Source organism: Nocardia sp. CC227C (assembly GCF_030767025.1).
Classification (GTDB): Bacteria; Actinomycetota; Actinomycetes; order Mycobacteriales; family Mycobacteriaceae; genus Nocardia.
Genome location: NZ_JASITE010000001.1, coordinates 375,288 through 392,410 on the forward strand (window position 1 = coordinate 375,288; position 17,123 = coordinate 392,410).

Here is a 17,123-nt window from a genome sequence, read left to right on the forward strand (position 1 = left end):
GTACGACGAAACTCAGTGTCCGAGTATGCCGTATCGATGGCCCTCCGCTGCGCTCCGGGCGGGTTGTCGTCCTGTGGGAGCAGGGAAGTTGGGGTGCGGCGGGGGTGTGGGGGCGTGTCGTGGGCGACCCGATCACATCCGGGCCGCCGGTTTGGTCTACGCTGCGTAGTACTCGGGAACTCCCGGGGTTGGTGGCGCGTTGTGCGCCCGACCCTGAGAATTTCCCAAACGTGCTGAATATGTGCCGTCCGGCGGAAGGGAGCCCGGGCGGCGCCGTGTCGATTAGACGACCAGGAAGGCGTTGAGCGTGGCGCACAAGGCGAGCGAGGCGATAGGGGCACGACCCGCCCAGGGTCGGCGGGGCCGTATCCTTCGGCGGGCCGGGCTGGCGGTGTCCTTGGGGATGACCGCGATGCTCGTCTCCGGCTGCTCGATCGATAACCCGTGGCTTCGGTTCGGCTGGCCCTCGGGTGTCACGCCGCAGGCCACCAAGATGCGGGAGCTGTGGACCTGGTCCGTGCTCGCCGCGCTGGCGATGGGCGTGCTGGTCTGGGGCCTGACCTTCTGGACCGTCATCTTCCACCGCAAGAAGAAGAACTCGCCGGAGTTCCCGCGCCAGACCGGCTACAACGTGCCGTTGGAGCTGACCTACACGGCGATCCCGTTCGTGATCATCGCGGTGCTGTTCTACTTCACCGTGGTCGTGCAGAACTACGTGCACGAGAAGGTCGACAACCCGGATGTCGTGGTCGACGTGACCGCCTTCCAGTGGAACTGGAAGTTCGGCTACCAGAAGGTCGACTTCAAGGACGGTGGCCTCCAGTACGACGGCGTCGACGCCGAGCGCGAGGAGATGAACACCCAGATCCGGGAAGCGTGCCTGGACCGCAAGAACGACGAGGGTCACGCGCAGCCGTGCCCGAACAACGGTCTGCCGGCCAACGACATCTCCTACCTGAACTACGACAAGATCGAGACCATCGGCACCTCGGAGGAGATCCCGGTGCTGGTCCTGCCGACCGGCAAGGTCATCGAGTTCGAGCTGGCGGCCGCGGACGTCATCCACGCCTTCTGGGTGCCGGAGTTCCTGTTCAAGCGCGACGTCATGCCGAACCCGAAGGAAAACCACTCGGACAACACCTTCCAGATCACCGAGATCGAGAAGGAAGGCGCGTTCGTCGGCCGCTGCGCGGAAATGTGCGGCACCTTCCACTCCATGATGAACTTCGAGGTCCGCGCGGTGACGCCGGAGAAGTTCGAGCAGTACCTGAAGGAACGCGAGTCCGGTAAGACCAATGCCGAGGCGTTGGCCGCCATCGGTGAGTCGCCGGTCGCCGTGACCACCAAGCCCTTCGACACCGAACGTACGGCCCGCGGTGAGGGCCTTACGGAAGCCGCCAAGTGAGGACTGAACTGACATGAAGGTCGAAGCTCGCATCTTCGAACTGATCACGATCTTCTTCGTGCTCGTGGCCATCGTGTACGGCTACTTCACCGCCCAGTCGCGCACCGGCGTCGAATGGGCGGGCACCACCGCCATCGTGCTGTCGGCGGGCCTGTCGCTGATCGTCGGCACCTACTTCCGTTTCGTGGCGCGCCGCCTCGACCTGCGTCCCGAGGACTTCGAGGACGCCGAGATCGCGGACGGCGCGGGCGACCTGGGCTTCTTCTCGCCCGGTTCGTTCTGGCCAATCCTGCTGGCCGCGGCGGGCTCGGTGTGCGCGCTGGGCTTCGCGTTCTTCCAGTTCTGGCTGATCGGCGTCGGCGTGGTGCTGATCCTGATCGCCGCGGGCGGTCTGGTGTTCGAGTACCACCTCGGCCCCGAGAAGCACTGACCCGAGTTCATCAGCGCCCCGCCCGGATTCCGGGCGGGGCGTTCTGCTGTGCTCATGCGTGTCTGCCGCGACACGCTCGCGCTTTGTCCGGTTCTAAAATCAGTTGGGGCATTTCGCTTTTCACCGCACTCCGCTGCGTTACGGTCGGCTGTCATTTCGAACGATCACGAGGAAAGGGCGGGATGAAGCTTCGTATGTCCACGCTGGCGGTGCCAGCCCTTTGTGTGCTGTTCACGACCGCGGGGGCCGCGGTCACGGCGGGTCCGGCGGCGGCGACCGCGATCTCCGGCGAGTGCGCGGGCGGGCATGTGCAGTTCATGTCCGACACCCCCATCGGTCTGGAACCCACGCAGGTGACGGCGCGGCTCGACGGCGATCTGCACACCTGCGCCGGGACCCCGACCGAGGAGGGCGGTTGGTCCACCGACTTCGTCGGCGAGGCCAGCTGCCTGGGCGTCAACGGGGAGCTGGACGCCACATTCAACTGGGCCGATGGGAGGGTCAGCCGCATTGTCGGGCCGTTCGCGCTGAACGGTTACGGGGCGCCGGCGACCAATACCCTCCAGATCGTGGAGGGGCCGGGCGCCGGGGGCACGCTGGTGATCACGACCGGCCCGATCGAGAAGGCCGGTGGCTCGGTGACCACCTGTATCGACGGTCCCATCCGGAATGTCGGAATGCCGGTCACGGGGGCGCGATTCGCGTGAGTGTGCGAGGCGGGGTGCCCGGTGGCGAGCACCCCGCCTTTCCCTCATCCGCGCAATTGCCGAAAGCTCTCCTGCTACATGCCGAAAGCGTGCATGAGGCGGCTGGTGGAGCGCGGCGCGACGCCCGCGAGCCCGCGCAGGGTGCGGGAGAAGCGGGGTTCCACGCGGCTGGGCCGGGTGCGGATGGCGTGTTCGATCCAGCGGGCGGCCTCGGCGGGTACCGAGACCGGATGTTCGGAGTAGTAGTCTCGCGATTCGCCGTCGGTCTTGACGGCCGGATACTGCACCGAGGTGACGTGGATGCCGCGCGGGGACAGTTCCGCGTCCGCACAGTCGCCGAAGGTGGTCCAGGCGGCCTGGGCGCTGGCGTAGGAGGCGAAATTCGGTGCGGCCCCGGTGGACAGGCTCCACGGCCCCACATTGACCACATGCCCGGATCCGCTGGCCAGCATGGCCGGAATCAGGCCGAGCGTCAGCCGCAGCGGGCCGAAGTAGTTGGCGGCCATCATGCGCTGGTAGTCGCGGAACTTGTCCAGCGATTGCAGCACCGGGCGGCGCAGCGGGCGGCCAGCATTGTTGACCAGCACATCGATGCGCTCGAATTCGGCTATCGCCCATTCGACGAGTTGATCCACATCGCCGAGGGCGGACATATCGCAGCGGTGCCAACGGGCCGAACCGCCCGCTTGGGCAATGGTATTGGTGTCGGAGATCAGGAGGTCGCCGCGGCGTGCCACCAGCAGCACCTCGGCGCCCTGGAGGGCTAGGAGCCGGGCGGTGGCGCGGCCGATATCGGAACAGGCATCGGTGATGACGATTCGCTTGCCCGCGATGGATTCGGAGGCGGGCCGACGACGATCATGGCGGAATTCGATCATGGAACAGACAACCTTCGTGTGGGAACGAGCTGAACCATGCATCAGCACCCCGCCGACAGTGCCGATACCGGCCGCACACCGCGCTGACTGATTGCCAGGAGTGTGCGGCGGAACACAGTCTAGTCGGTCGGATCGTAACGCCGGGCGCGTTCGGCGACACAGATCTCATCGATTCCGGACACGATGTCGCGCAGCATCTCCGAGGGCAGCGCGGCCGGCCGCAGCCGACAGGTGAAGGTGATGAAGCCGTGGTCCTCACCGTCGAGTTCGCGCAGGTAGGGGGACCGCACGCCGTAGGTCATGGCCGAGATGACGGTGAAGCAGCCGGTGCGTTCGCGCAGGTCGGAGAACAGGTCGTGCAGGCCGTGGAAGACCCGCGCGTAGGTGGACATGGGGGCGAACAGCGAGATGCGGTACGCCGGACCGCGTTCGGAGGAGCTGATCACGGTATCGGCCAGAAACTCCGCATCCCGCAGTGTCAGCACCTTCGGAGCGAACATGAGCGCACCCGCCGCGGCATAGCGCACCGGCATACCCGCCCGGCCGCCCGCCGAGGAGGCGATGGCGCCCAAAGACTTCCGGGCACGCGCGCCGACCTCGCGCCGGGCTCGCAGCGAACCGGTCGGTGTGGTCGGATGCAGGCTCGACCACTGTCCGAATCGCATCGTGCCCAGCTTGACCTGTCCGGTGCCGACCGGTCGCGACACCCGCAGCGGTGCGGTGTCGACCCAGCGGCCCACCTGGAGTACCGCGTCACCGGGCCGGGTGATCTCCTGTACCGACTGGTCGACGAAGGTGTCGAAATCCAGGAAGCGGTGCGCGTCGGTGGTGAGCCAGGTGCGGTCCTTGTCCACCGCGCGCACGGCGAGGGTGAGCGCGGTGATGATGCCGGTGCGCCCGCCGCCGCCGAGGATCCGCCGGAACCGCTCGCTGTTGTGGGCGCGTCCGCAGGTGCCGAATCGTCCGTCCTGATCGACGTATTCGACTTCCACCACATTGTCGCTGAACATGCCGAACCGGTGCGAGGCGGAACTGAGCCCGCCGACCGCCGCGAATCCGCCCGCGGTGATCTCGCGGTGGTCGCCCACGATCGGCAGGCCCAGCCCGTGCGCACCCAGCGTGCGGTCGATCTCGGCCAGCCGCGCGCCCGCCTGCACCCGCACCGTGCGGGCATCGGCGTCGACCACCTGCACCCGGTTCATCTTCCGCATGGACAGCACCGCGCCCTGCTCCGGCACCGCCAGCTCGTCCTCGGGCCGCTCGCCACCACGGATGATCAGCGGTTTCGTCGATTTGCGCGAATCCCGAACCGTGCGAACCACATCCGCGGTGTCACGGGGCAGGAACTCATCTCCGATGGTGGGTGCGGACGTGCTCATGGCGCTACAGCTAACCACAAAACCGGAGGTTGCGCGCCCCCGTCTCGATGACCGATCAGCCAGCGGGAGACAAGCGCTGAGTGAACAGGATCTTCCCGCTCGCGTCGCACAGATTCACGGTCAGCTCCCGGCTGCGCCCGTCGATGAGCACCTCGCCGAAATGCTGGAACTCCGAATCCAGCGGAGAGGTGTTCGGCGTGGCCGGGGCGTGCACGAACACCGCCTCCGGCCCGAACGTCCGGTCCAGGTCGTTGGGTCCGAACGCACCGGCATTGAGCGGACCGGAGACGAACTCCCAGAACTCGTCGAAATCGGTGAAGGCGGCGCGGTCGGGGGAGTAGTGGTGGGCGGCGGTGTAGTGCACATCGGCGGTCAACCAGACCACCCCGGTCACCCTGTTCGCCTTGATCGAGGACAGCACCCGCGCGATCTCGGCCTCGCGTCCCGAGGGCGCGCCCGGATCATTGTTGGCGACCCCTTCGAAGGCGGTTCGGTCCTTCTGCTCCCCGTCCTTGACCACCAGCCCCAACGGCAGATCGTTGGCGACGATCTTCCAGGTGGCCGTGGAATCCCGCAAACCGTCCATGAGCCATCGAGTTTGGGCCGCCCCGAGAATCCGGCCGTCGGCTCCGGTGTTCTCGGTATTGGGATCCTTGTAGGTGCGCATATCGAGCACGAACACATCCAGCAGCGGTCCGTAGGAGATCTTGCGGAACAGCCGACCGTCCACGGCCTCCCGGGGATCCACCGGCATCCATTCGTGGAACGCCTGCCACGACCGCGTGGCGAGGGTGTCCATATTCCGTTCCGAATAGCCCTTGGACGCCGCGACCGTCCCACCCGGCGACCAGTTGTTCACGGTCTCGTGGTCGTCCCACTGCACCAGCTGCGCGACCGAGCCGTTGAACAGCCGGTAGTTCTCGTCGGACAGGTTGTAGGCGTAGTTGCCCCGGAACTGGTCGAGCGTCTGCGCCACCGCCGATTTCGCCTCGGTGACGGTGTTGCGCCAGACTCGGCCGTCCGGCAGGGTGACCGACTCCTGGAGCGGACCGTCGGCGTAGATGGAGTCGCCGGAGTGCAGGAACAGGTGCGGGTCGCGGGCGGCCATGGTGGAGAAGACCTTCATGCCATCGAGATCCGGATTGCTGCCGTACCCCTGTCCCGCCACATCGCCGGACCAGAGGATCTTGATATCCGACGGCGCGCTGGGAACGGTGCGGAAGACGCCGGTGATCGGCTCGGACGTCGCACCGTCCTCGGCCTCCAGGATGACCCGGTAGTGCACCTGCTGTCCCGGCTGCAACCCGGCGATGCGGAGCCGCCCGGTGCCGTCCGTCTCCGGTGTCAGCAGCGGTCCTTCGAAATGCCGTGGGTCGTTGAAGGATTCGGTGCCGGCGGTTTCGACGATGAGCTTGGCCGGGGCATCGGAGCGTGCCCAGATGAGAGCACCGTCCGGGCGCGGATCGCCGACCGCGACCCCGTGTGTGAGCGTGGGGCGCCGACGGACGACGGCCGGGCCGTCAGTGGAGCAGGAGACCAGCGCGGGAGCGGCCACCAAGCTGAAGGCGGAAGTGCGTAAAAGCGTGCGTCGAGTGAAGCCGGTGTGTAGGGCCATGGGGTGACCTTTGCTGAGATTTCTCAACGGACTTTGAACGGCAGATGACGGAAAATGGACAAATCCGGTTCGCTGGAAGGGGTGCGTGAATTATTTTTCGTGTTCTGCCGCAACCCTTTCCGCGATAGAATAACGGCATGAATATGAGTCGGGTGGGTGAGGTGTTCGCGGTCGTGGAGGAATTGACGACCGCGACCACCGCCCTGCTCGACGAGGACCTCACCAGCTACACCGATACCGACTTCGTGGAATTGATGCGACGCGTGGAAGCCGTCCGCGCCCGGTTGGGCGCGGTGTCGCATCGCCTGGTCATCGAGACCAGCGACCGGCATCTGCCCGAACGTGCCGGGTGCAAGAGCCTCGCGAAGTATTTGAGCGAGACCCTGCGGGTCTCGATGGCCGAGGCCGGAGCACGACGACGCGCGGCAGAGAAACTCGGCGTGTTTCATTTCGTGCACGGAGAAGACCGGGAACCGGAATTACCGCACACCGCCGCCCAGCAAGCGGCCGGGCTGCTGTCGGTAGAACACGCCCGCCGCATCATGACGGTCATGGACCGCATCCCCGCCGCCGTACCGACCGAATTACGGGTAGAGGCCGAACAGTTGTTGGCCCGGCACGCGCGCGAGTTGACCCCGGAAGCGATCGTGACGGTCGGGGAATCGATCCTGGCTCACCTCGACCCCGACGGCACCCTGACCGACGACCGCGACCGCGCACGCGTCCGGGGGATCACGGTGGGGCGTCAACGCATCGACGGCATGACCGAAATCAACGGACTGCTCACCCCACACCTGCGGGCGCTGCTGGACGCGGTGCTGGCCAAAGGCGCCCGGCCGGGCATGTGTAACCCCGAGGACTCCGACAGTCCCTCGCTGGCCACCCGCGCCATCGACCCGAAACACCTCGAGGCCGCCGCCGGACGCGACATCCGCACCATCGCGCAACGCAATCACGATGCTGTGGCGGCGTTCCTGACTGCCACCGGGGGCGCGAAAACCCTCGGCAGTCACCGGGGGATGCCGGTGTCGGTCGTGCTCACCATGCGTGTCGAGGACCTCGAACGCGGTACCGGGCACGCGGTCACCGGTTCGGGCACGACCCTGTCGATCCCGGCCGCGCTGCGGATGGCCGAGGGCCGCTACCCGTGGCTGTTGCTCTTCGGCCGTGACGGAGTCCCCCTGTACTTGGGGCGCGGGCAGCGGTTGGCGTCGCGGTGGCAGCGGTTGGCGTGTGTGGCCCGTGACCGTGGCTGTACCTTCCCCGGCTGTGATGCGCCCGCGACGATGTGCGCGGTGCACCATCTTATCCCGTGGGCACAGCAGGGCGGCACCGATATCGACAACCTGACCTTGGTGTGCGATCGCCATCATGCCCACGTCGCGGAGGACGCCGGGGATCCGACCGGGTGGGCCACCGAACGCCTCGACGCGCACACTGGGTATCCGGGTCGTACCGGGTGGCGGCCTCCGGCCCATCACGACCCGGCACGGGGTCGGCGGGTCAACCACCGCCACCACGGCGACGAACTCCTCGGCCCCGCCATCCACCGCCTGCGCGTCAGGCAGGATGCTGGGCTACCTCCGCCGCCCCTGCGGCAATAAGTCCGGTCACCACGGCAACGAACTCCTCGGCGCTTCCGTCCTCCGGCTGCGCGTCGAACACGGTGCCGGACTACCACCGTCATCCCTGCGGCAATAAGCCCGTCACCACGGCGACGCACTGTTCGGCTCCAGTGTCCACAGGCTGTGGGGCGAACACGACGCCGGGCTAGCACGCCACCCCTGCGGTGATCAGTCCCAGGATCACGGCGGTACGCCCCAGCCGCCTCACCCCGGACACGGCAGCCACCGCAGTCATCATCGCGGCGAAAGCGAGTTGCGGCCACGGCCGAAGACGCAGCCAGGGCGGGGGCGATAACGCGAGACAGGACCCGGACGGAAACCCATGCCGTGCGGGGGCATTCCCAGGTTCACAGGCCAATCCCCGACGAGACCCCACATTCGGACGCGTTATTGGAACGCCTTATCAGAACTCCTCATTCGGGGCGTCTTATCGGGACGTTTTGTTGAGTCGCCTTATTGGGTGTGAATCTCTAGAACGCGCCCACAGCCAGTCCGTGGGCTGGAATAGCCACCCAACGGCAATCAACCCGGCACCACCGGCGCGCCCTGGTCGGCAGTCTCGGCGTGATCGGCATCGTGGCCTACGCGGTATTCCTGGTAATGCGACCACGGGTGGACGCTGCCGATGTCGGATTCGGATTCATACCGATACTGGGCGCGAGCCTGGGACTGCCCGGCATCGTAGGAACAGCCGTAGCTGTACTGGCGGGCGATGCCCGATCGGAACCGTAACGCCACCGAGCCGACAGCGCATGCGTGAGCACCACCGGATCGCAGCCGCCGTCACCGAGCTCTCACACCCGACCATTCCGACTGGCACGAGGAAGACAGCTCAGACGGATTCCATGGCGGACAGCCCGAGACGCGCCGATGTCTGAAGCTCGGAATCCCACTCGGCGGCCAGCAGTTCCGTCTGGGACTGCGGTGTGCGGTGGGGTGGGAGAGAAGCGAAGCGGCGTTCGGTTGAGAGGACGGTTTCGAGGAGGGGCGCGGCGACGGTGGCGGGGGATCCGATCTCGCTGATGAGGCGGGCGGCGGCGCGGCAGTCGGCGTCGGCGTAGCCCGAGTTCAGGGGGGTCAGGGCGGCTAGGAGTACCGGTACGGCCGGGTCCGGGTCGCCGGTGATGTGCCACCAGGCGGAGGCGGCGTGGACGCGTTCCCAGCCGCCCGGGGATTCCAGGCGTTTACGGACGTCGTTGGCGAAAGGGGCGGCGAGGGAACCAAGTTCGGCGAGGCGGTCGAAGTCGACGGCGATACCGGTTTCCACGGCTTCGCCGAAGACACGCAGGGCCACCTCCGGTTCGCCGGTGACCCGCCAATGCGCCCAGGCGGCGGTCTGGGTGCCGTGCCAGCGCAAGGAGGTGTCGGGCGGGAGGTCGGTGTCGTGGCGGGGCGGCTGCTCCGTGCCCAGGGCGAAGCGTTCGAGGCGGTCCGCTGCCGGGTGCGCGGCCGGGCCGATCGCGCCGATCACCTCGCAGGCCCAGCGGGCATGGCCGGTGCGCAAGTACGGCAACAGTTCCGGCACGGCCGGTGCGGCCGCCGGGCCCCACGCCGTCAATGCACGCAGGAGCGGGCGCAGGGCGCTGTGGTAGCCCTCGGTCGCGAGGCAGGTGCGGATGCCCGGCAGCAGCGCGTCGGCGAAGTCGACCAGGGGAGTCAGGACGTGGTCGATATCGAAGGGGTCGCGGAGCATGCCGATGCGGCCGCTGGTCAGCCAGTCGCGCACGGTGTCGACGGCGGCCCGGTGGCGCAGGCGCGACAGTGCGAGAGTGACCGAGCCGAAAGAGCTCTCATGTCCGAGCGCGGCGACCATGACCGGCACCAGCGGAGCGAAATCCTGGCCCGGTTCGGTCCCCGCGACCGCCGCCAGCACCCCCGCCGCGTCATCGCTGTGATAGTCCGGATCGGCGACGCAGCGGGCCAGTTCGGCGAGCAGTTCGGGTTGCGAGGTCCGCCACTGCATCATGATCTCCGAGGTGAGTGCGACACCCACCGACCGCAGTTCGGGATCTCCGGCGGCGAAGGAGGTCCTGGCCAGTTCGACCGTATCGGCGAGCGGCATCACCATGGCGGTGCGCGCGACATTGGGATCGGTTCTGGCCGTGGCCAAGAGCCGGAGCAGCCATGAGCTCAACATCACTCCGGTCGCGTGCGTCATGGAATGCACGTTACCGTTTCGTGATAAATCCTGCGAGATGGCTGTGTCGCGGGAATATTGCCGGGTGAAGTGTCATGACGATCCGATACCGTCGGTCCTCATGGACAGGGCGCAGTTGGTCGCGGCGATGACGGATGGAGCGACACCGGAGTTTCTCTTCTTCTGGGGCCATACGCGCACGCCCGGACAGCAGGTGGGCCGCTGGGTGCTGAGCCAGTGGTGGCCGGTCGAGTTCACCGCGGACGGCGTGATCTACCGCAGCGCCGAGCATTTCATGATGGCCGAGAAGGCGCGGCTGTTCGGCGACGACGATATGCGGGCGCGCGTGCTCGCCAGCGAGACCCCCGCCGATGCCAAGCGACTCGGGCGCGCGGTACGCGGATTCGACAACGCGACCTGGCTGGCTCGCCGCTACGACATCGTGGTGCGCGGAAGTATCGCGAAATTCGGTGCGCACGAGGCACTTCGGGATTTCCTGGTGGGCACCGGCGACAAGGTGCTGGTGGAAGCCGCACCGCGCGACCGCATCTGGGGCATCGGAATGGGGGCGGACGATCCGAATGCGGCGGACCCGGTCTCGTGGCGAGGTGAGAACCTGCTCGGTTTCGCACTCATGGACGCGCGGGCGGCACTGCACTGACGCCTATCGTTGACCAGGCGCAGGCTGGGCGTGTGCGCCCGCTTCCGGTCCACCAGCCACACCATCAGGTCCTGATCCAGGGTGGGGCTCATGGTTTCGATCTCCATCTCGGTATCGCCGCGTTCGGGATGGTCCAATTGCATGATGCCCGTGCGGTGTTCGATGACGCGGTGCGAATGCCAGCGGTGGGCGAATTCCGGATACGACCGCAGGGCGGCCACCAGCGCGTGCAGTTCGGTGTCGTCGGTCCAGTGCGCACAGGCCGAGCACAGCGCGGAGATGTACATGTCCGCGACCTCCGGCCGCATGCGAGGATATTCAGCCGCCGCCCGACCCGGAGGGCCGGTGTCGGATGCAGGGTGTCCAGGACCGCCCGCAGGGTTTCGCTCACCTGCTCGTGGGCCTTCCTGGCGGTGGGGCAGACGGCCGGTTCCATGCCGAAAGTGATGCGGAGGAAATGCTGGCGTTCGGCGGCGGTGAGCCGGAGGGCATCCGCCAGCGCCGCGAGCACGCCCGCGGAGGGGTTGGTGTCGCGTCCCAGTCCCAGCCGGGCGAGGTAGTCGACGCTCACCCTCGGCGAGTTGCGTCGACTCTGCACCACGAAGGCCTAGAGCAGCCGCTTGCCGCCAGCATTATCGAATGCTGTTCGTAGGTCGCGCGGCATTTGCACGTCGCGGGGTTGCGTATTCGAAGGTTCTCCTTCAAATAACCTGATCCGGGCGTAACCCTGACTGACTGCCGGGCCACTCGGACGAGACCAGCCGTATAGTTTCTAGGTCTGGGCCGCGGAGATGGAGTAAAGTCCTGAGCTGATCAGACGAGTCGTTCGGAAAATGGAGGTCGGTGTTGACTGTGTTGATCTCTCTCTCACGCGATGGCCGAATGGCGTGACTACGACCGCGTCTCCCGTGAAGTTAATCGAGGACTCGATCTCTGACATCGCCCAGCACGTGTCGGTTCGGGAGCTTCGGGACCCGACTTCTCATACCGCAATTACTGCCGAGGGTCTTGAAAGGCCTGAAGTCACCTTGGCGTTGGGCCGATATCTCGTGGCCGTCCTGGCTGGGTTGGTTGATATAGATGCGCGCCTGTCGACAGCACTCTTGGGCACAGGGATCGATGCGCAACAAGAATTGACATCTACAATATCGGAATTGATCGGCGACACCAACTCGTTTGTGGAAGAATCTGAAATAAAATTTCGGGATACACGCCGTAATGCGTGGATAGCAGAAGGTGTTGCACATGCGTTGCTGGTGGTCCGTGCGCGACAGAACTCTGAACTTCTGACGGGTCCAGTTCATGCCTTAAAGGAGCAGCATAGCAAGCCCAGCCAGCAGGGCCTTGATTTGGTTGCCATTTACTCGGATAATGCAGAGATAATGCTTGCGGTCGGCGAAAGCAAAGCCTCGCGATTGGATGGCAGCGGTCAATTGACTGAATCCGCATCCATGTTCCGCAAAATTGATGACGGGAAGTATGGGACGGACTTGCGGGCAGCACTTCTGAATCTTCGTAGGGTTTTGACTGCGGATTTGCTGCCACAGGTGACCGAGGCGCTCTGGAAAGATAAGCTATGCTATCTGCCAGTTGTATTTCACGAGAAAATGTTCGACATTTCTGCTGATCGACCCACTCTACGTACTTTGAGGCCGCCTGTCGCTCGGCGGCGTTTGGTGGCTCTGCGCCTCAACGATTTTCATGGGTTCTTCGACTCGATTGCCGATGCCATGCGAGCAGGGATCTGCGAGGTCGTGTCTGATGTTTAATCGTGGAGTGGACGAGCTGCTACAAGCTCTACCTCAATTGAGCGGGCTCGATGTTGATCGCATACGTCGGATGCTTACTCGCGCGTGGCTAGAAGCTGTCGATCTTCGTGATCTAGGCGGCGACGGCGTCAGCGGCTCACAGGATCTCGGCGATCTTCGCCGATTGGCCACCGCGCTGGAGGTGTATGCCATCCTTGCCGATGAGATTGATTCAGAAACGCGGAAAGCGTGTGCTTTCGTGGCGGCAGAGGCCCTCGAAGTCGTCCGAGAAGTTGTCACGCTTAATCCTGGCCTGTCCCGTCCGTGGCTTTTTGGCACCCAGGACCGCTTCCAGCGAGTCGAAGCGGGGCTGCTCTATCTTATCGCTGGCTTCGACGCGAACGCTGCTCTGGTTGGTAGAGATCTCGGTATCCAACCTACCGATGACCTCACAGCCGCGGGCCAAGTGGAGTCATGGACGCTAGCTAGCATTCGAGGACTGCTCCAGCTGAAGTTGCCTCCCGGCGACGCTCAGCCACCCCCTCTCGCGCTTGATGCGAAGCTGCACGGCCGTCTAAGAAATGCGATTCTGTCACGCCTGGGCGAAGCGGTCCGGGCGCATCTCCTCTGGTTGATGTTCATCACTGACGACAGCACCAGTGGGATCGGTGCTATCAGGAGCCTTATCGCGGATATTGAGCGCCCGGCGGCTGGGTTTGATGCCAGCGCGTCGTATTCAGACCTTCACCACCTTGCGCTGTTGCTGGTGGTCGCGCTGGGAGGAACGGCAGATCGTGCGCTGCGGAGGCTTCCGCCGCCACCGGACGACGACGGTCGCTTTGTGCAGTTTCAACGGCATCGGTCAGAGGAACGGCCTTTGCTGTGGCCGGCTGCTGCGGCCTACGCGAAAGCAGCGATGCCGGGGCCACATACACATGCTGTGGTCTCAGTACCGACGGGCGCAGGGAAGTCCGCTGTTGCCGAACTTGCAATCGCGCAGGCGATACGACATGGTTGGGTGCTTTATCTGTCTCCTACTAACGCGCTCGCGGGGCAGATCCGGCGACAACTCAACGAGGTGATTGGCGCGCTTCCAGGCGTGATGATTCGCGAGTTCGTCGGGGGAGCTGAGTATACAGAGTTGGCGGGCGAGGCTCTGGGAACCGTCGGCGAGAGCCAGATCCTGGTCATGACACCCGAAAAGTGCTCTCTCGCCCTTCGGCAGGACCCGACTGCTTTCGAACGGATGACGCTCTGTGTGGTTGACGAGGCGCACGCACTTGGTGAAGCTGGCCAGCGAGCAGTCATCGCAGAACTCGTAGTGTCCGAAGTCCTTTATCGAGCGCCGAACGCCAGGGTTCTGATGCTGTCGGCGTTGATGGCGAATCCTGCGGACATCGCTGACTGGCTTCAGGGTGCGACGGGCGTAGATGCCTGTGTCGTGGACACACCGTGGAGACCGACACGGACGCTACGTGCAATCGCAGGGCTGGATCGAGGTCGCTACCGATTGAACCGGCATGCGGCAGCGAAGAAGGCGGCAGGTTTGTCGGGGCATCTCAAGAACGCGCCGTTCGATGCGCCGCTGGCTCTATTTGTGGGCTTGCAGGGCGCGTGGCGGACCTCAGATCCATCCGACTTTGCTTTCGCGCCAACCTCGATTCGAATCTCACTAAAGTATCACCGCGGCAACGGGGTCAACCTGTCTGGATACGTTAACCTGACGGTTCAAGCGTTGGTACAAGCGCTGGGGCAGGAAAACCATCGAGTCCTCGCCTTCTTGCCTTCTAGTAAGCACTACTGTTTCGGCGTCGCCCGAAAGATGATCGGGTTTGCAGAAGCCGAACCTGTTGAACTCACCGAAGAAATCGACGCTCAATTGCTGCTTTCAGAAGCGGAACTAGGAGGACCGAGCGCGTTACGCGCAGCGCTCGGCAAGCGCCTCGCTGTACATACGAGTGCGATGCTGGCTGAGGAACGCAGAGCAAGTGAACTTGCCTTCGAGATGGGAATTGCGCGTGCGATGTTCGCCACGGGAACGATGGCTCAAGGGCTCAATCTTCCGGCGACAGTTGTCGTTATCGGTGGCACGAAGATCGGTTGGAATCAGACGGCAAGCAGCCAGGAGGAGAAGGAGCGAGCTCGCGCACAGCTACTCAATGCGATCGGTCGGGCTGGGCGTGCGAACGTTGCACCACGCTCGATGGCTATTGTGGTACCGGACAATGCCATTGAAGTAGACACAAACACCCAGGCTGCTAACACTGTCGTCCAGGCCGATTTTCTTCGAGACGAAGATGCTTCGACAGAAGTAACTAGCCAACTCCGCGGTCTGATCTACGATGCGATGAACGGATCGCTGGATGTCGACACCATGACAAGCTCTGAACAGACTGCATTCGCCTTCCTGTCTTATGCTGCCGAGGGAAACGCAGCCGAGGGAGTGCTACGTCGTAGCTGGGCTGTCCACAGCGCAGGCGCAACGTCATCTGCCGCGCAGCTCGGTCGAATGCTCGACGACGCGGGTGGCGCTTTTCTCAGGAGTAGATCGGCACCAGCCTGGGTAGCGCTTGCCGCACACCGTTCCGGGGTCGCGCTGCCAGATGCTGCGAGTCTGTATCGGGTGCTCAGACAGCACCTGATTGACAACGCCCCACCGAGTACGATCCGGGAGTGGGCGAGAGCCATGCTGATCGTGCTGTACACGCTAGACATCGACGAACTCGGACGAGTGCTCCTCGCGCAGCCGTTTGCGTCAACGCAGATTGCGCCTATCTGGTCGGGGTCGAACGACAAGCGCTCGGGTTGGCGGATGCTGGACTCCGCATTAGCAGCGTGGTTCGACGGTAAGCCGCTGATCGAAGTCGCTCGCTTCATAGAGCGAAGAGACCCTCAGGGTAAGTTTGAACGTGGGCAACAGGATCCGCTGCCTCGAACGCTGCGGGTCGTCAACGACGGGTTCGGCTTCCGCTTATCACTCGTCGCCGGCGCTCTCGGCGCGATCGTGGCTGCTGGCCGCGAAAACTCGGCCGCGCCCACCTGGGACTTGCCCGAAGACAGCACGCGAACTCTCGCCCTCCTGCCGCTCGCGATTCGATACGGCGCTGGCTCTCCAAGCGTGATCGCCTGGATGAGAGCGGGGGCACGGCCACGTGTTGTTGCCCATCTCCTGGATCGCCTCGTGCACCCACCTGCCGGTTTGGACGACGATGCGCTTCACTCCTGGGCACGTACACAGCTCCGGAGCATTGGCAGGCGAGAGATCGAACCCGCTAATACGGAAGAAGAGCGAGCGCTGATCAACGCGTTGGTCACCGCAAGTACGGCGATCTGACGGGACCACGCGCCGCTATGGAGAGGGGTGACACATTGATGCCTTCCTCCCCGTGTGCAGGCTTGGGAGTGTGTAACGAACATCTCGCCCCGGCCAGTGCGGCTACCTCCTCCCGGCGCAGACCTGGGGTGCGGCGTCGTAGGCCGGGCGGCAGGCTCACGTCCTCGGGCTGTAGCTGCGCGCGACGGCGGCTGCACCGCCACCGGCACGCCGCTGCGCACCGACTTTCGCGTGGCCACCGCCATCCCGTCGGCGATGATCAGTGACAAGGTGGCGATCGAGCTGGACATCGAGCTCATCGAGCCGAAGGCGTAAGCGTTCAGCGGGTGCGTTCGTGGAACAGGAGCAGGGTGTAGGCGGCCACGGTGTCGGCGTCGATGATCACCCCGGAACCGATCATGGATTCGAGTTCGGCGCGGGTGAACCAGGCCGACCGCATATCCTGCTCCTCCACCTCCCGCTCGTGCGGGCCCTCGGTCAGGTCGGTGGCCAGGAAATAGTGTCCGCGATTGCTGCACACCGCCGGGGCCGGGGCCAATTCGCCCAGATACGTCATGCTGGCGGCCCGTAGCCCGGTCTCCTCCCGCAGTTCCCGATGCGCGATCTCGATCGGTTCGGCGGCGGTGCGATCGGGCAGCGACCCGGCCGGGAACTCCCAACTCCGCCGCCCGAGCGGATACCGGTACTGCTCGACCAGGTGGAACCGTTCCCCCTCGCGCGGTACCACGACCGCGAAGTCCGAACGATCCACCACGCCGTAGATGCTGGTGCTGCCGTCGGCGCGGCGGATGGCGTCCTCTCGAACCGTCATCCAGGCATTCGAATAGACCTCGCGCGAATCGATCGTCTCCATGTGTCCGATCCTGCCGGACGAGCGGCCGCGCCCACCGCTGCCCCGGGATTCGGGGGCTCCCGACACGCCCGTCCGGCCATTACCGTCGCCCGCGTGGGGTCACGGCCCCGCGGTGCCCGGCCGCACTGCCCGGTGGCCGGGGATACGGTCTGGGCGTGCGCTTTTCGGTCCCGAACGAGCGGTAGAGCGCCGAATCCGGGAAGCGCCCGCCCAGACCGCCACGGTTGGGCGGCACGCATGCCGCGCGACCTTCAGGGGTGGCGGATGGTGTGCGCGCCATACTCCAGGGGCGGTCAGCAGCCGCATGATCTTCTCCGGCGGTGGTGTGTTGCGACGTCTACAAGTTCGGTG

Annotated in this window: 12 protein-coding genes and 1 pseudogene; 7 read left to right on the forward strand and 6 right to left on the reverse strand. The window is 65.1% G+C overall.

Features of this window, described 5'->3' with window-relative positions; translation table 11 throughout:
* Positions 1–403 precede the first annotated feature (403 nt).
* From QMO76_RS01635 to QMO76_RS01645, 3 genes are all read left to right on the forward strand, one after another.
* A complete protein-coding gene (locus QMO76_RS01635; protein ID WP_306359331.1) occupies positions 404–1,405 on the forward strand; it encodes a cytochrome c oxidase subunit II in 1,002 nt (333 codons plus the stop codon).
* A 13-nt stretch (positions 1,406–1,418) separates the two neighbouring features.
* Positions 1,419–1,835 (forward strand): cytochrome c oxidase subunit 4, encoded by a 417-nt coding sequence (locus QMO76_RS01640; RefSeq protein ID WP_306359332.1) that lies wholly within the window; start codon positions 1,419–1,421, stop codon positions 1,833–1,835.
* A 182-nt stretch (positions 1,836–2,017) separates the two neighbouring features.
* Positions 2,018–2,542 carry a hypothetical protein gene (locus QMO76_RS01645; RefSeq protein ID WP_306359333.1) on the forward strand — a complete coding sequence of 175 codons (525 nt, stop codon included), beginning with the start codon at positions 2,018–2,020 and terminating at the stop codon, positions 2,540–2,542.
* 74 nt (positions 2,543–2,616) lie between these two features.
* Here the strand turns inward: QMO76_RS01645 and QMO76_RS01650 are convergent, their stop codons facing one another.
* The 3 genes from QMO76_RS01650 to QMO76_RS01660 all read right to left on the reverse strand — a co-directional run bounded on the left by QMO76_RS01650 (position 2,617) and on the right by QMO76_RS01660 (position 6,414).
* Positions 2,617–3,420: an SDR family NAD(P)-dependent oxidoreductase gene (locus QMO76_RS01650; protein ID WP_306359334.1), complete on the reverse strand. Its 804-nt coding sequence runs from the start codon at positions 3,418–3,420 to the stop codon at positions 2,617–2,619.
* Positions 3,421–3,539: 119 nt separating this feature from the next.
* Positions 3,540–4,799: an FAD-dependent oxidoreductase gene (locus QMO76_RS01655; protein ID WP_306359335.1), complete on the reverse strand. Its 1,260-nt coding sequence runs from the start codon at positions 4,797–4,799 to the stop codon at positions 3,540–3,542.
* Positions 4,800–4,854: 55 nt separating this feature from the next.
* A complete protein-coding gene (locus QMO76_RS01660; RefSeq protein WP_306359336.1) occupies positions 4,855–6,414 on the reverse strand; it encodes an alkaline phosphatase in 1,560 nt (519 codons plus the stop codon).
* A 137-nt stretch (positions 6,415–6,551) separates the two neighbouring features.
* Here QMO76_RS01660 and QMO76_RS01665 point away from each other — a divergent pair, with 137 nt between their 5' ends.
* Positions 6,552–8,018 (forward strand): HNH endonuclease signature motif containing protein, encoded by a 1,467-nt coding sequence (locus QMO76_RS01665; protein ID WP_306359337.1) that lies wholly within the window; start codon positions 6,552–6,554, stop codon positions 8,016–8,018.
* 853 nt (positions 8,019–8,871) lie between these two features.
* On the opposite strand, the gene QMO76_RS01670 is transcribed toward QMO76_RS01665, so the two are convergent.
* On the reverse strand, positions 8,872–10,197 hold the full coding sequence (locus QMO76_RS01670; protein WP_306359338.1) for a hypothetical protein: 1,326 nt from the start codon (positions 10,195–10,197) through the stop codon (positions 8,872–8,874).
* Between the two features lie 100 nt (positions 10,198–10,297).
* Here QMO76_RS01670 and QMO76_RS01675 point away from each other — a divergent pair, with 100 nt between their 5' ends.
* Positions 10,298–10,837 (forward strand): NADAR family protein, encoded by a 540-nt coding sequence (locus tag QMO76_RS01675; RefSeq protein WP_306359339.1) that lies wholly within the window; start codon positions 10,298–10,300, stop codon positions 10,835–10,837.
* Between the two features lie 50 nt (positions 10,838–10,887).
* Here the strand turns inward: QMO76_RS01675 and QMO76_RS35240 are convergent.
* Positions 10,888–11,259 (reverse strand): annotated as a pseudogene (locus QMO76_RS35240) (hypothetical protein); the annotation flags it as partial.
* 486 nt (positions 11,260–11,745) lie between these two features.
* On the opposite strand from QMO76_RS35240, the gene QMO76_RS01680 reads away from it, so the two are divergent.
* Both QMO76_RS01680 and QMO76_RS01685 read left to right on the forward strand, forming a co-directional pair.
* Complete coding sequence (locus QMO76_RS01680; RefSeq protein ID WP_306359340.1) at positions 11,746–12,606, forward strand: hypothetical protein; 861 nt, start codon at positions 11,746–11,748, stop codon at positions 12,604–12,606.
* Between the two features lie 7 nt (positions 12,607–12,613).
* Complete coding sequence (locus QMO76_RS01685) at positions 12,614–15,919, forward strand: DEAD/DEAH box helicase (protein WP_306359341.1); 3,306 nt, start codon at positions 12,614–12,616, stop codon at positions 15,917–15,919.
* Between the two features lie 319 nt (positions 15,920–16,238).
* On the opposite strand, the gene QMO76_RS01690 is transcribed toward QMO76_RS01685, so the two are convergent.
* Positions 16,239–16,781, reverse strand: a complete 543-nt coding sequence (locus tag QMO76_RS01690; RefSeq protein ID WP_306359647.1) for an NUDIX hydrolase — start codon at positions 16,779–16,781, stop codon at positions 16,239–16,241.
* Between the last annotated feature and the right edge of the window lie 342 nt (positions 16,782–17,123).

What these genes read in the sequence shown, in the direction of transcription:
- QMO76_RS01635 (WP_306359331.1), top strand. Translation starts at nt 404, where the DNA reads ATGACCGCGATGCTCGTCTCCGGCTGCTCGATCGATAACCCGTGGCTT.
- QMO76_RS01640 (WP_306359332.1), top strand. Translation starts at nt 1,419, where the DNA reads ATGAAGGTCGAAGCTCGCATCTTCGAACTGATCACGATCTTCTTCGTG.
- QMO76_RS01645 (WP_306359333.1), top strand. Translation starts at nt 2,018, where the DNA reads ATGAAGCTTCGTATGTCCACGCTGGCGGTGCCAGCCCTTTGTGTGCTG.
- QMO76_RS01650 (WP_306359334.1), bottom strand. Translation starts at nt 3,420, where the DNA reads ATGATCGAATTCCGCCATGATCGTCGTCGGCCCGCCTCCGAATCCATC.
- QMO76_RS01655 (WP_306359335.1), bottom strand. Translation starts at nt 4,799, where the DNA reads ATGAGCACGTCCGCACCCACCATCGGAGATGAGTTCCTGCCCCGTGAC.
- QMO76_RS01660 (WP_306359336.1), bottom strand. Translation starts at nt 6,414, where the DNA reads ATGGCCCTACACACCGGCTTCACTCGACGCACGCTTTTACGCACTTCC.
- QMO76_RS01665 (WP_306359337.1), top strand. Translation starts at nt 6,552, where the DNA reads ATGAATATGAGTCGGGTGGGTGAGGTGTTCGCGGTCGTGGAGGAATTG.
- QMO76_RS01670 (WP_306359338.1), bottom strand. Translation starts at nt 10,197, where the DNA reads ATGACGCACGCGACCGGAGTGATGTTGAGCTCATGGCTGCTCCGGCTC.
- QMO76_RS01675 (WP_306359339.1), top strand. Translation starts at nt 10,298, where the DNA reads ATGGACAGGGCGCAGTTGGTCGCGGCGATGACGGATGGAGCGACACCG.